This window comes from Phocaeicola sp. GP0067 (assembly GCF_031119655.1).
Classification (GTDB): domain Bacteria; phylum Bacteroidota; class Bacteroidia; order Bacteroidales; family Bacteroidaceae; genus Phocaeicola; species Phocaeicola vulgatus.
Window position 1 is genome coordinate 281,904 of record NZ_JAVHZY010000001.1, and the last position, 14,881, is coordinate 296,784.

The 14,881-nt window shown below is 40.6% G+C and carries 13 protein-coding genes; 3 read left to right on the forward strand and 10 right to left on the reverse strand.

The features are described 5' to 3' along the window. Positions 1–4: 4 nt before the first annotated feature. Entirely contained in the window at positions 5–1,843 is a 1,839-nt protein-coding gene (locus tag RE317_RS01030; protein WP_005844224.1) for an ABC transporter ATP-binding protein, read from the forward strand. 1 nt (position 1,844) lies between these two features. Then, positions 1,845–2,777, forward strand: a complete 933-nt coding sequence (locus RE317_RS01035; protein ID WP_005844227.1) for a glycosyltransferase — start codon at positions 1,845–1,847, stop codon at positions 2,775–2,777. A gap of 1,085 nt (positions 2,778–3,862) precedes the next feature. Here the strand turns inward: RE317_RS01035 and RE317_RS01040 are convergent. From RE317_RS01040 to RE317_RS01080, 9 genes are all read right to left on the reverse strand, one after another. Continuing rightward, the gene (locus RE317_RS01040) at positions 3,863–5,041 is read right to left on the reverse strand and encodes a glycosyltransferase (RefSeq protein WP_008666582.1); all 1,179 of its coding nucleotides are present in this window, start codon (positions 5,039–5,041) and stop codon (positions 3,863–3,865) included. Further along, a complete protein-coding gene (locus RE317_RS01045) occupies positions 5,038–5,931 on the reverse strand; it encodes a beta-1,6-N-acetylglucosaminyltransferase (RefSeq protein ID WP_005844238.1) in 894 nt (297 codons plus the stop codon). The genes RE317_RS01040 and RE317_RS01045 overlap by 4 nt, the downstream gene beginning before the upstream one ends. After that, positions 5,931–6,842, reverse strand: coding sequence for a glycosyltransferase family 2 protein (locus tag RE317_RS01050; protein WP_005844241.1), 912 nt, complete (start codon positions 6,840–6,842; stop codon positions 5,931–5,933). Before RE317_RS01050 ends, RE317_RS01045 begins: the two co-directional genes overlap by 1 nt. Positions 6,843–7,069: 227 nt before the next feature. Further along, on the reverse strand, positions 7,070–7,969 hold the full coding sequence (locus RE317_RS01055) for a glycosyltransferase family 2 protein (RefSeq protein WP_005844244.1): 900 nt from the start codon (positions 7,967–7,969) through the stop codon (positions 7,070–7,072). Between the two features lie 14 nt (positions 7,970–7,983). After that, positions 7,984–8,736 carry a lipopolysaccharide kinase InaA family protein gene (locus RE317_RS01060; RefSeq protein ID WP_005844246.1) on the reverse strand — a complete coding sequence of 251 codons (753 nt, stop codon included), beginning with the start codon at positions 8,734–8,736 and terminating at the stop codon, positions 7,984–7,986. Positions 8,737–8,751: 15 nt separating this feature from the next. Then, positions 8,752–9,468 (reverse strand): hypothetical protein, encoded by a 717-nt coding sequence (locus tag RE317_RS01065; protein WP_008666588.1) that lies wholly within the window; start codon positions 9,466–9,468, stop codon positions 8,752–8,754. A gap of 83 nt (positions 9,469–9,551) precedes the next feature. Then, complete coding sequence (gene glf / locus RE317_RS01070) at positions 9,552–10,658, reverse strand: UDP-galactopyranose mutase (RefSeq protein WP_008666589.1); 1,107 nt, start codon at positions 10,656–10,658, stop codon at positions 9,552–9,554. A gap of 2 nt (positions 10,659–10,660) precedes the next feature. Continuing rightward, on the reverse strand, positions 10,661–11,584 hold the full coding sequence (locus RE317_RS01075) for a lysophospholipid acyltransferase family protein (protein ID WP_005844253.1): 924 nt from the start codon (positions 11,582–11,584) through the stop codon (positions 10,661–10,663). After that, positions 11,585–12,616 (reverse strand): glycosyltransferase family 9 protein, encoded by a 1,032-nt coding sequence (locus tag RE317_RS01080; RefSeq protein WP_005850120.1) that lies wholly within the window; start codon positions 12,614–12,616, stop codon positions 11,585–11,587. A gap of 104 nt (positions 12,617–12,720) precedes the next feature. On the opposite strand from RE317_RS01080, the gene pdxB reads away from it, so the two are divergent. Then, positions 12,721–13,746, forward strand: a complete 1,026-nt coding sequence (pdxB, locus tag RE317_RS01085) for a 4-phosphoerythronate dehydrogenase PdxB (protein WP_005844256.1) — start codon at positions 12,721–12,723, stop codon at positions 13,744–13,746. 164 nt (positions 13,747–13,910) lie between these two features. On the opposite strand, the gene RE317_RS01090 is transcribed toward pdxB, so the two are convergent. Beyond that, on the reverse strand, positions 13,911–14,876 hold the full coding sequence (locus tag RE317_RS01090) for a DUF4249 domain-containing protein (RefSeq protein ID WP_008666594.1): 966 nt from the start codon (positions 14,874–14,876) through the stop codon (positions 13,911–13,913). Between the last annotated feature and the right edge of the window lie 5 nt (positions 14,877–14,881).

Sequence of the window (14,881 nt, forward strand, 5' to 3'; positions counted from 1 at the left end):
AATTATGCTGAAACAGTTCTTTAGTTTGTTGAAGCGGTATATTCTTCCATACCGCAAATATTTGACATGGGCATTGATACTGAACTTTCTGTCGCAATGGCTTAATGTGTTTTCGTTCATGGCGATTGTGCCAATTTTGAACATTCTGTTCAAAATTGATACCAAGTCTTATGAGTACATTCCTATGGATATTCATAATTTGGATAAGGATGTACTCATAAATAATGCCTATTACTTTGTGAGCAATTTTGTGGCTACAAATGGTGCGTTCTATACACTTGCCATGATGGGAGGAATACTTATCTTTATGACTATGTTGAAAACTGCCGGTTATTTTGCTTCTGCGGCTGTCATGGTACCTTTGCGTACAGGTATTGTCCGGGATATCCGTATTCAGGTTTATAATAAAGTGTTAAGTCTTCCTTTGAGTTTTTTCTCAGAAGAACGTAAAGGAGATATCATAGCCCGTATGAGTGCGGATGTTACGGTGGTGGAGAACTCGTTGACCAGTTCCATCGATATGCTTATCCGTAATCCTATCGCTCTTTTGGTTTGTTTTGTCACTCTGTTTTCGGTAAGTTGGCAAATGACGCTTTTTGTTATCTTTATTTTACCTCTGACAGGTTGGATAATGGGGGTTGTCAGCCGGAAGCTGAAAAGACAGTCCTCTACAGCACAGGCGCAATGGGGAGATATTATGTCCCAATTGGATGAAACATTAGGAGGTTTAAGGGTTATCAAAGCGTTTATAGCCGAAAGCAAAATGTCTGCCCGGTTCTCTAAAACAAACAATGACTTCCGCGATGCAATGAACGAGATGATTATCCGGCAAAGTTCAGCCCACCCCATGAGTGAGTTTTTAGGCACTTGTGTGATTGTGACCGTGCTGTTGTTTGGCGGTGCTTTAATCTTAAATACAAACTATGCTCCGATGGATGCGGCTACTTTCATATTTTATCTGATTATCCTTTATAGTATCATCAATCCTTTGAAAGAATTTTCAAGAGCATTTTATAATATTCCGCAGGGATTGGCCAGTATGGAGCGAATTGATATGATATTGAAAGCGGAAAATCATATCGTAGAGCCGGAGCAGCCTTTGCCATTGGACGCTTTCACAGATAAGTTAGAGTTTAAAAATGTAAGTTTCAGCTATGTAGAAGGGCGTCCGGTCTTGAACCATATCAATCTGACTGTTCCTAAAGGAAAAACGATTGCACTGGTGGGCCAGTCCGGTTCCGGAAAGTCTACTTTAGTGGACTTGGTACCGCGTTATCACGATGTATCGGAGGGTGCATTGCTGATTGACGGCAAAAATGTGAAAGATGTATCCATCCACAGTTTACGTTCTCTGATTGGTAATGTAAATCAGGAAGCTATTCTGTTTAATGACACCTTCTATAACAATATTACTTTTGGTGTAGAGAATGCCACTATGGAGCAAGTAATAGAAGCTGCCAAGATAGCGAATGCACATGATTTCATTATGGAAACGGAAAAAGGATATGACACGATGATTGGTGATCGTGGAGGGCGTTTGTCCGGTGGTCAGCGTCAGCGTGTCAGTATAGCCCGTGCAATTTTGAAAAATCCTCCTATCCTTATATTAGATGAGGCTACTTCGGCTCTTGACACAGAGTCCGAGCGTTTGGTTCAGGAAGCGTTGGAGCGTTTGATGAAATCGCGTACTACTATCGCTATCGCACATAGATTGAGTACCATTAAGAATGCCGATGAAATTTGTGTACTTTATGAAGGCGATATCGTAGAAAGAGGAACTCACGATGAACTGATAGCCTTGAATGGATATTACAAGAAGTTGAACGATATGCAGTCTTTGTAAAGTGGAGCAAATAAAGAAATTGGCAATTGTTATTCCTGCCTACAAGGGGCGTTTCCTTAAGGAAACGCTCGACTCAATTGCAGTTCAGGCCCATAAAGATGAGTTCGTGTTATATATAGGTGATGATGCAAGTCCTGAAAGATTGGATAAGATTGTGGAATCTTATCAGAATAAGGTAAATCTGGTGTATCATCGCTTTAGCGAAAATATGGGGGGCAAAGATTTGGTGGCCCATTGGGAGAGGTGTATCCAGCTGTCTGCAGAGCCGTTTATCTGGCTTTTCTCGGATGATGATTTGATGCCGGCTGATGGTGTGGAACGTGTCATGGAGGTTTTGTCGCGCCCACACCATCAGCGAGGATATTTCTTTCGTTTTCCATTAGCTGTCATTGATGGTGAAAACAAGCGGATACGTGCCAATCGTCCTTTGGAAGAAGGAAGTGTGTCTTGTTACCGGCTGCTGCTAGATAAGTTACAGGGAAAGATAGATTCGGCTGCCGTAGAGTACGTGTTCAGTCGGGAGATATGGCAGTCGGCGGGTGGTTTTGTTCATTTTCCTATGGCTTGGTGTTCGGATGATGCTACGTGGGCTGCTTTTGCCCGTCATGCGGGGGGTGTTATTTCTTTGCCGGGGCAGCCTGTATGTTGGAGGAATGTTGAAGGTGCAAACATCAGTAACTCTGCCGGTCATGACAAAGATAAATTGCACGCTACTATTCTTTTCTTGAGATGGATGAGGAATATGTTTTCCGATTATGTGGATGATCCGGAGCTGATTAGTGCATTGCAATGCTATATCCATACCATCCTTCGTATTTCATTGCATAAACATTATAATATATGTGGTTTGTGGGGGGTATCTATGGCTTTGGGAAGATTTAATAAAAGGGCGGCCTTTACTACGTTTTTCAGGAATTTTAGGTTGTTCTCTTAATTTCATTTATGCAGCCGCTTGCGATTTCTCAAGAGTGCCTGTATTTTCATAAAAAGTTTGGGTGCATATATGCCCTCACTTCATATTTCTGTCCTGTATGTATAGTCAGATGTATATCTTCCTGTCATATATTGTTTCACTTTTTTAAAGAAGGACATTGGGGAGTTTTTTCATCCGTAAGGAATTGTGTGGTTTTAAAATCAGATTCATCCTTAAAATATCTTATCCGCATCCCTAAACATTTCTTGCTGTATGGTTAAGGGTTTTCTTCCTGTTTGTTCTATCTCCGCAAGCCTTTGGAGTTAACTCCATAGTCTTGGGAGATAACTCCAAAGCTTATGGAGATAACTCCAAAGGCTATGGAGATAGAATAGATGCATATAAAAAGGTTTAATCTGGAGATAGAAAAAGCTTATGCAATAGGGCTGACTGCTATACACATCCATTCATTCCCTTATTTATTGGAAGAATTTATAGATAGCCTGTATTATTGATTGTCTTATTTTGAAGGAAAGATAATGAATTCTTTTAAACGTTTTGATCTTTTTCACCGTTGCCATGCCTTCGTTATCCGTCATTCTGTGAAAGTACACACTCTTTATTGCACTTTTGCAAGGAAAAAGTCTGAAAATGCCATACTTTATATCAAGTCGGAGCAGCTTACAGGAAAGAATATATAACTGACAGTAAGTAGGTTATGAGAAATTCTGTTTTAAAATGTAGTGAGGGCATGAGGGTATAAGTGAGAGCAATTTTTTTTATCATCACTACATAAATATCTTATAATTAACTTGTTATATATGTAGTGAGGGCATGAGGGTATAAATGTTCCGAACTTTCTAGTGAGCTGATATATTAAGAATACTTTCGGATGTTATCCAAAGAATAAAATGATACTTTAAGAACAAAGGTTCTCCCCTTGATTTTTCAGGTGAATCCTAAAGGAAGCCAGGATTTTTTGAAGGGGGGGATAATGTTAAGACGGTATGAAATTTTATTTTGGATAGCGCTGATTATCTTGTAATTGCATATAAGAGAGCATGGAATTATTAGAATTTTGATTTGGTATGATAAAAATAAAAGTATTATTCATTGATCACTTCCATCCATTTCTTTATGATAATTTCGATGGAAAATTGCTTGCTACTTTCAATAGCGTTGGCAGACATTGATTTACGTAGCTTTTCATCTGTCATCAATAGCTTCATCTGTTTAATATATAGTGATATATCATCATTGGGGATAGCAAACCCATTGACTTTATCTGTTATTATGTCTGTCAATGAAGCAAAACTATGAAAAGCTAAAGGAACGCAACCATATTGTTGTGCCTCGGTTAATGTCAGCCCCCATCCTTCAAAAGATGAGGTCATCATAAAAATAGAAGCTTCATTATAATAAGGTTCCGGATTTTTTGTCCCTTCAAAAAAGACACGTTGTAAGCCATAATGTATGACTAGACTTTTGTACCAGCTTTCCATTTTCCCATGTCCTACTATTTTTAGCTTCCATTCGGATAGAGTATGGTCTGTTTCAATTTCCTTCCAAATCTTTAAAGCCAGAGAAATTCTTTTAGGTTCTTCTTCCAGTCTGGATACAATAAGTACTTCTTTCTTTTTGTGATTATAGTTGGCTAAATCATAGAAAGAGTGAAATGAAAGAGCATTATGGATTATTCTTATTTTACTATCATCTTTTAAATGAGAGTATTCTAGAAACGGCTTTTTGAAATGAGAAGATAATAAGATAACCTTATCGGCAAAATGATATGACTCTCTATATAAAATAGGTAGTTTTATTATTTTTCTTATCTTTTGATATGGAAAGGATAAAAATTTGCTGATGTTTTTCCTAATGTTCTTTCCTTCTTTTAGTTCTTTTTTAGGATTATCTAAGGTGATGAAATTAATTTCCGTGGCAGGACTTACGTGGAGTGCAAACATTAGCTTGCATTTTTTGTTTTGAGACTGGTTTAAAGCAAGTCTTAAACTCTTAGTTAACTTATGCTCTCCTTGATTAATAATGACGTCAATTTTATTTTGTTCTATAAATTGGATTAAATTATTGAGATTGTGATAAGAATTGATTTTAATTGTATTAACGAATTGCTGTTTAATAAAGGATTTGTCAATGTTGTATTTATAGGCAGAGTAACAGTTCACATTATAAAAAGTAGTTAATGCATTTGCAATATTAGCAGTAACTCTTTCAACACCTCCGTATTGTGGCGCAACTTCATTGGTAGTATAAAATAGTATATTCATTTGGGAACTTGTTTTAAATATAATTTTTGAATCTTGTAGACAACTCCCATCTGGTTTGAATTGAATTTCCGTGCAAATATTTTATTAGAGTTAATAAGCGTCTGATAATCATGGTCTTGCCATATATAGGGGCTGCCATGCTCCCAGTCAATTTCCCGCATACTACCGGTATTGGCATTGTTCGTACAATGCATTCTTTCTCGAAAAGGAGAGTTCCATAAAATAGTTTGAATGAATATTTCATCTGCGCAAAGTGTATATTTCATACGATTTAATACAATCTCTTTGTATTGTAATAGATACTTGACTGCGTTTTCGGTAATACTTATCCAATTTCCTCCTTTTTTGAATTCAAAAGTTTGTTTTCTGCGATAATGGCTTATTTTCTGTACTGCTAATATGAGGTTTCGGATTAATGCTGTAATTCCATGTAACAGATGTTCCTTATCTTTTAACCTTTTTGTAAAAAAATAGTATCGGAATACTTTGCGCTCCAAATCACGCTGATGAGCGGCATCCTGCCAAAAGCCTACAAATTCTTTACCGGCATTCTGCTGGAAAAAAGCATGAATGTAATCTTGGCTTTTTATGGGCAAATCCGTTCCGGATAATAAATGATAATAAGCATAGGGACCGTGTGATAAGGCCGTTTCAAAGAGAAGATATTCTACTTGTACTTGGCTGATATCACCCCAATATACTTTGATGGGATTTTCTATTAAATAAAAGCCGGCTTTCTGCATTTTGACTTTTTTTATTTGCTGAAACAGTTCTGTAGCCCGTTTGTCAATATGCAAATAAATGTCATTACGTTCATCGTCCAACATGGAAAGTAGTACCTCCAGTACCGGATATTCATTGTGGGCGATAATCAGAAATGCATGTTTCATTATATATCAGGTTTTAATCTTTTAAAGAAATTAGGAATCGTTACATCCGGAATAATGAATCCGTCTTTGCGAAGTGCTTCAAAATAAGCACTGCCGATAACACGTTCATATTCAGCCTCTAGTTTTCCTTCTTTATGTAACTGATAGAAGTAGCGCCAGTGGCGACCTCCGTGTCTGCCCTTGTGTTGCTCCAGTTGCTTGCCGCCATTTATCATCTTTTCCATAAACTGCTGCTTGCCGCGTATATTGTAATGATATACATGGATATGGCTGTCGGCAGAGTTTTGTGGGAACATGGTTACTTTATGGTTTCCCATTGAAATTTGCAGGTAACCGGCAGTCCGGTGAATGACTTTTTTGTTCTGACGCTCAAACAGCGAATAGAGTGACAAGTCATATTTTTCAGGTTCGGTTACCGCTTTTACAGTCTTATCCCATTGCCAAAAGGGCTTTTCTTCTTCAGGATAGACACTTCTCATTTCACAATTCAGCACATTGGCATTGGTGGCATATAATTCATCTTTCAAATTGCCGGTAGGGGCATACCATAATTCGTCGGCATCGGCATTGATAATCCAGTCGGCCTTATAAATGGTTTTGGCTTTCCAAATCATACGGTCTACCCAGTCCTTTTGTTCATAGTTGGTAGCCTTTTCTTCTATCACTTCTTTAATCCACCCTTTTTGTTTGTATTTACGGATAATGTCCGGAGTTGAGTCTGTGGAGTTATTATCAGTAATGATAAACCCGTCCACTCCCATCGCTTTATGGAACTGTAAATTCTCTTCCAGCATCCCTTCTTCGTTTTTTACCAGCAATGTCATGAATAATTTGACTTCTTTCGTTTGTTTAAAAGCCAAAGGAAATTCGGATATAACGTGCCCTATTTTGGATAGTAATAAATTGCTCATAAATAACCAATGATTATTGATTTCTACCTGTCATATTAGAGATAATTAATACTATTGTCAAAAGAATTTGTTTTATTCTGAACTCATTATAATAGATAACGTAATCCTTAGTTTTCTCATAATATTCTGATATCTAATTATATAACAAATTTACTCTTTTTCTGTAAATATAGTATATAAATGCTAGTTTATTATGAAACATTAACTTGTAAGAGTGTTGCCGTTTTTTAGCTCATAATTCCAAGTTTTTCATGTATTCCGTCGCAATAGGCTTTCCATAATCGGGGTATATCTTTCCATTGATAGGCTTTTGCAAACGGACTGGTGAACAACGCGATGAAAATATATCCCATTACTCCGTTGAAGCCGCGAAGATATTTCACTGCTATGTTGCGTCCGTAGTGATGGTTTAAATAAGTTGAATTACGGATCTGATAAAAGCGTTTCCACTTTTTCTTCTTGCTTCGCTCATTCCATGTGTCGTTGGAGAAGAATTTCTCTTTATCCATCAGGGCATCAGGTATATAGAGTATTTTGTACCCTGCCCGTATGGTGCGGAGACAGTAATCTGTATCATCACAGAAAATGAAAAGGTCTTTATTGGGAAGACCTATCTTCTCAACGACTTCGCGGCGGATGAACGGACCTTCGAAAGCTGTTCCCATAATTTCTGTCGGTGAGGTGATGTGCCGTCCTGCCAGTTTCTTGCTGTACATGGATACAAAAGGATTGCTCAGGTTGTATGCCTGGAAGTCATGGGTGAATATTTCTCCTTCGAGCAACCTGCGAGGGGCCAGTATGCCGATATCTTTCTTGCCGGTATACGGCAAGAGTTGTTCCAGACAGTCGGCCCGCGGAAATACATCGTCATCCATGCACCAAATCCAGTCGGCACCCGCCTGATAAGCGTATTGTATGCCTGTATAGAATCCTCCCGCACCGCCCACATTGGTCTGATTGATTACTGTCAGCCCTTCCTGTGCGGCAAGCCATTCCGTTGTACCGTCCGTGCTTCCGTTATTTACTATTACAATGGAAGATATCGGCTTGTTTTGTTGCAGACAACGAATATTTCTTTTCAGAAGTTCCATTCGGTTGTAGGTTACAACTACGGCTATAATGTTCATGATGCATTTAGTTTTTAGTAAAGGTTATCTATTTTTCCCGGCTGTACGCTTCTATAGGCTCTCATGAGCTCAAAGCATTTTTCCACATCAAAGTTCCGTGCCTTGGCGTATTCTTCTGCCATCCATCGGTGCATTTGTGGAGTTGCCGGCAGGCGTTCAAAGTTTTTGCAGCCGGTCTTCATATCTATGGGGCCGATGTACATCCGGTTCAAATCGACAATTTCTATTGTTATGCCATTGGGAGTTTTCTGAAACAGGATGTTGGCACGTCCGTAGTCTTTGTGGGCGTATCCGTGTTCGTGAAGACGGGCGGTCACTTTGCCTATGGCGCGGAATACTTCCTCGGCGTAGTCGAATTGCTGTGTGAACAGGTTGTCGTAAATGTAGGGGCAGGTGGAGAGGAGGCTGATATAATAACTTTTATCGAACAGCAGCCCTGAACGTATATTCATATATCCCACCGGTTGCGGAGTGCCTACACCTATTTTCAGCAGCATTTCTGCATGGTCGTAAGAGCGTTTTGCCTTGGATGGACGAAATATGCCATATACAAACCGGTTGATAAGGTGGGGGCTGTGAAAGGATTTGATAACATATTCTTTGCCATTGTATTCCATTTTCCGCAATTCATTGCGCCCTTGGTGAATAACAGTACCTTCATTCCTTTGGAAACGTTCGGGAATGGATACTATAAATTCTTCCAGATTTTTGAAATCAGGGTGAATCACTAAGGTGCGGGGATGAAACAAACGCTCTGTCTTGCTCATATCATTATAATAGTGTTAAATTTTGTCTAGTCCTTTGGTATATTTCAACCAGTAATATTTTAAAGGATTCTTGTATTTCAGTTGTTTCCACGGACGGCTGCTATGGGGCCTGTGCCATACGGGCAACGTGGTGAACAGGTAGTTTTGGAAACCTCGTTTCAGTGACTCGTGCGAGATGGTCACATCATACCAGTTCTTGCTTGGGTCTAATGTCTGAAAGTCAAATGCTTTCAGCAGTCCGGGGGTGAGTAGTGAACAGCAGAAGCTGCAATGCTTTTTTTCCGGGTACACTTGATTCTCGTGTCCTTTGGCGTGTAGGTAGGGGTAATTGATTACGCCTTTTTCATCGGTTGTCACAGCGGCTGCAATTCCGCATTGTTTCTGTTGCAATGCTCCATTGTATAGTGATTGCAATGTGTTTTTTTTGACAATAACATCCGATTCCACAATCAGTAATCCTGCATCTGCTTCGATGGCTTCTTTTTGTGCTGTTTGTAACACCAGTAGATAGTTGGGAGAGGGGTGGTCGGTCAGGTCTGATAAGTTGACCAGACGAAAATTCCATTGACGGGCGGCCTCTTCCAGCCGATGGGTATTTTCTTCCGTGCTGAAATCGTTATAGACAGTATAAGTGAAAGGAACCAAAATATCCGATTCCATGATTGCTTTTACGGTTTCAAGCGTGGAGTCAATCGAATCTTTTACGGGTGTTATGATATGAAGGCACTTCATTGGTTTGTTATCTATGTTGTTTGTCAATTTAGGAATATCATGCAAATTTAGCGGAAAACCTTGGGGAGTCCAAGGATTTCCTTTTATTTAAATGTCTTTTTGCATAAGGCGAGGGCGGCGGCTACGGTATCGTCCATGTCGGCGTATGCGTATTGTGCCAGACGGCCTCCGAATAAAACGTCTTTCCGCTCAGAGGCCAGTTTTTTATATTGGCTCATCATTTCGGTGTTCCGCTTGTCGTTTATCGGATAGTAAGGTTCTTTGCCCGGCGCGAAATCATCGGGATATTCATACGTGATTACAGTGGTGGGCTGTGTGCCGAATTCAAAGTGTTTGTGCTCAATGATTCGGGTATAGGGTACCTCACGTTCTGTATAATTGACTACTGCGTTGCCTTGGAAATCCTCTGTTTCCAGCTGTTTATGTTCAAAGCGCAGGCTTCTGTATTCCAGATGTCCGCATTGGTAATCGAAGAACTGGTCTATGCATCCGGTGAACAGGATATTGTTTGCCAATGCGTCCAGTTCATTGCGGTTGTTGAAATAATTGGTGTTGAGACGAACCTCGGTTCCTTCCAGTAACGCATCGATAAGGGCGTTGTATCCGCCTTTGGGGATTCCTTGGTAGCTGTCATTGAAATAGTTGTTGTCATAAATGAAACGGAAAGGAATACGTTTGATGATGAATGCCGGTAATTCTTTGGCGGAACGTCCCCATTGTTTCTCTGTATAACCTTTGATAAGGCGATGGTAAATGTCTTTTCCACATAGCTTTAATGCTTGCTCCTCCAGGTTGGCGGGGGTGGCGATATGGTCAAATTCTTTACGTTGCTCTTCTATCTTGGCCTTGGCTTCCGCTGGAGTCTTTACTCCCCACAGCTGATAAAAAGTGTTCATGTTGAAGGGAAGATTGTATAATTTCCCGTCAAAGTAAGCCAAAGGGGAGTTGGTGTATCGGTTGAATTCGACAAAGCTGTTTACATAGTCCCACACTTCTTTATTGTCGGTATGGAAGATATGTGCACCATATTTATGTACATGGATGCCCTCTATATCTTCACAGTAGATATTGCCTCCGCGATGATTGCGCTTGTCAATTACCAGGCAATGTTTACCTACTCGTTTTGCCTCGTGGGCAAAAACGGCGCCGAACAAACCGGCACCTACTATCAAATAATCATATTTTTCCATAATCACTTAGTTTCTTCCTGTTGTCTGCGCAGCCACTCTTCTTTGGTTCTTTTCCAGCGGTTATGGCTCCAGAGCCAATATTGGGGATGCGCTTTTATTGTTTGTTCCAATTCTCGGGTAAACAAATCGGTCAATTCAAAATCGGGTACTTGCCGGGGGGTGTCGCACAATGGTTTGAGCCGGCAGTGGTAGTATCCTCTTTTGACCCGTGTTACGTCAGCATAATAAATCAAGGCGTCCACTTGTTTGCCTATTTTCTCCGTACCGATGAAAACCGGTGTTTCTTGGTTTAGAAATTCAGTCCAGTGATGTATGCTGTTCCACTTGGGTGCTTGGTCCGAAATAAATCCGATAATTGCCTTTTGCTTTGTCCGTTTCAATTCAATGATGCGGCGCAAAGTCGTTTTCATGGGGATGCATTCGCCTCCGAACTGGTTGCGTAATCTTAGAAATAGTTTGTCGAAAGCCTGATTGTACAGTGGATGATAGATTTGTCCGCAGGATATGTCTTTGGAAATCCAATAAGGCAAGGATGCAATCCATTCCCAGTTGCAATAATGCCCTAAATAGATAAAACAGAAGTCTTTGTTCTTTTTGTTCATGCTTTCCACTATCTCGTCCAGTCCTTCAAAAGTCATTCTTCTCATCAGTTGTTTTTTTGAAATGGAGAATAACTTGAGCGTTTCTACTATATAGTCGCAAAAGAAAGAGTAAAATTGTTTCTCGATTTGGACAATCTCTTTTAAATCTTTCTCGGGGAATGAGTTTGATAAATTATTGCGTATGATTTTACGTCTGTAGCGGATGCAATAATAGAGCGGATAAAAAAGAAGATCGGATATGAAATATAAGAATCGCAAGGGTAGAAGCGAAAGCAAATACCACAAGAAGAAAACGGAATAATATATGAGATTTATTTGTTTCATTTAACTGATGACTTTGTTTATGTGTTCTATTACCATTTCGGGAGTTATGCCTTGCAGACAGGCATAATCTTTTCTATAACAGTGCTTTTCTCCGGATAAGGAACAAGGACGGCAGGGCAGGTCTATCTGTATTGTGTTTGCCGCAGACTGATTCCATCCTGCAAAGCCTGCACAGGGATGCGTTGCCCCCCAAATGGACACAACCGGGATGTTCACTAATGATGCAAGGTGCATATTGGCGGCATCCATTACCAGCATGACGTCCATATTGCTCATGAGGGCCAATTCCATATTTATGGTTAGTTTGCCGGCTGTTGAGATGACATTGGGGAAATGTTGGGCCCATTCTTCCAATACTTTGATTTCTTTTTTCCCGCCTCCGAATAAGAAGATTTTTGTATGGTCGCGTGCAGATAGATGTTTGAGGATCTGCTCTTGCTTTGACAACGGATAGATTTTGCCTACATGTGTTGCAAAGGGAGCGATTCCAATCCATGTTTCTTGGTTCTTTTCACCGGTTAACGGAGCCAGGCTGGAAATATTGCCTTTATTCTTTCCGAAAAGGGAGAGGAAACTTAACCGGATGGGGTAACCTATCTGACTGAGCGTATGGGCACAGCGCTGAAAAAAGGAGTCTTGCTCTGTATATATTTTATGTTTCCGCCGTATCAGTTTTTGCAGTTCCCGCCTGTTCTGCTTGATGTGGGCTGCTTTTATGCCTGCCAGACGAAAACGCCAGCAAAGAAAACGGCTGCGGAATGTGGGCTGGAAAGCGGCTACGGCATCAAATTTTTCTTCTTTTAAATCATTGTACAGCCATCCCAGACCCATTAATCCGGCATGTTCTCCTCTGAAATCTGCCCCACGGAAAATAACATTGTCCGGCACATTCTCGAATAAGGGGGAGAATGTGTCTATGCTCAGCACCATGATTTGATGCTGGGCATATTGCGTAGCCAATGAGTGAATGACCGGGATTGCCATTGCCACATTATTGATGGATGAAAAGCAGATTACAAGAATCTTGGACATAACAGCTGTTTTATTGAATGTACAAATCTATGCAAAGTTTTCTAATCAGCCAATTATTATTCGGTAAAAGTGTCTACCTTTGTTCCCAAGCAAGTTTTTGAAAGATGAAAATAATTGTAGATAATAAAATACCTTATATACATGAAGCTGTCGAACAGATAGCCGATGAAGTGGTGTATTTGCCCGGCAGTGGTTTTACCGCCGGGGATGTACGGGATGCTGACGCATTGGTGATCCGTACCCGTACCCGTTGTAACCGTGAACTGCTGGAAGGAAGCAAGGTGAAATTCATTGCTACTGCGACCATCGGTTTTGATCATATTGATGTGGACTATTGTGATGAGGCGGGAATTGTATGGAAAAATTGTCCCGGTTGTAATGCCGGCAGTGTGGAGCAGTACCTGCATTCGGTATTATTATTGTTGAAACGCCGGAAGGGGGTGAGATTGGAAGAAAGCTGTCTGGGGATTGTTGGGGTAGGACATGTGGGAAGCCGTATCCAACGTATGGCGGAGGCATTGGGGATGCGGGTCTTGCTGAATGATCCTCCACGTGCGGACCGGGGGGAAACGGAATTTGTGGATTTGTCTGTACTGGCAAGGGAATGTGATATAATAACCTTTCATACTCCGCTGAACAGGAATGGGAAATATAAAACGTTCCATCTGGCGGATGCGGATTTCTTTGCCGGTTTGCAACGGAAACCTTTTATTGTGAATACTTCTCGTGGAGAAGTAATAGAGACATTGGCTTTGCTTGATGCGCTGAAGACAGGCCGGATACGTGATGCGGTTATTGATACGTGGGAAAATGAACCGGATATTCACCCGGATTTGTTGCAGAAAGTTTTTTTGGGAACCCCTCATATAGCAGGGTATTCAGCTGACGGAAAGTCGAATGCTACACGGATGGCATTGGAGGAGCTTTGTAACTTCTTCCATATACAGGCTGATTTTAAAATAGTACCGCCCGCTTTGCCGTATATGGATTATTCTTCTGATCCGGAAGAGGCTTTTCTACAGGTGTATGATCCGACTCGTGACAGTGATGCATTGAAACGGCATCCCGAAGAATTTGAACATTTGCGGGGGAATTATCCATTGAGGCGTGAAATTTCTTTTTTACCGTAGGGGGACATTTCAATGTACCCCTACGGTGGCCAGAACTTTTAGTCTGCTTTTGCTGTTTGCATCTCTTCTGCTACAATCTGTTCGCAATCTTCAATGCTGTATCCCGATGCGGGTTCGCTCCAATACCATAAGGCGGGAGCTTGTTGTAATGTATCCATAATCAATTATTTTTTAGATGGGTTATTCAATGTTATAGTTGTTTCCGAATGTTGGTTGCCGCCCAGAATACCTGTTCCTCCCTCCACATTGCTGTAAACCCGTAGAGGTTCGGCTAGTCCAATGTTACCCAAGCCTCCTTCTAACGTGCTTCCGGCAATTTTTTGTAAGGACAACAGGTATAAAAAGTAGGATTCGGAAAGGGAATAGATGGAAATGATTCTTTGTTCTGTTTCGTCTAACTCTGCCGTTGTCTCTTTTATTTGTAAAGTATAGGTTTGTCCGTTAATGCTTTGGTCGGTAAAGAGGGCTCCTCCTCTTTTTTCCAATCCGTTGAATGCCATACTTTCGTCCAATATGGCATCCTGTTCCTTGAATACAGGATCTATATAATCTATTTCTGTTTCGTAGTAACCGTAATAGCCCGTTTTTATTTGTGTGATTTTGGCCAGATAATAATTGTTCTTTTCCGGAAATTCATCAAACGTGACTTCATAGTATATTTCAAAATAGTCGGAAATTGTTCCTTGATAAACTCCGTTACCTTTTTTAATTGTATGACTGGCGTTTTTTATAGCTACTTTCTTTGGTATGATATCTTCTGCCGTTACCGTACCATATTCGGGGGTGGATGCAACAATTTTTATCCGGTCTCCTTCTGCCGGGATTGTATTTGAAAGGAATAAGGTATCCGGCTGGTCTGGGTTCCGGGGATTATTCAGTGTTTTCCATTGCATGGTTTCTATGTATTGATTGTTGATATAGAGCTCCACATGGGCGTGAGGGAGATTGACATAAGGCTTCTTGTCTGGATAGAACCAGGTCCGGGTGATGGAGGCCATTACCACTGTGTCGGGGGATACTACACTGTTTATTACCATTTTGGGCGTAGTGCGATATTCGTTCAAATCTATTTTTCGATAACAGGAGGTAAGGAACACTCCTAGAAGTAATGTATATAGCAGATGTTTCATAATCA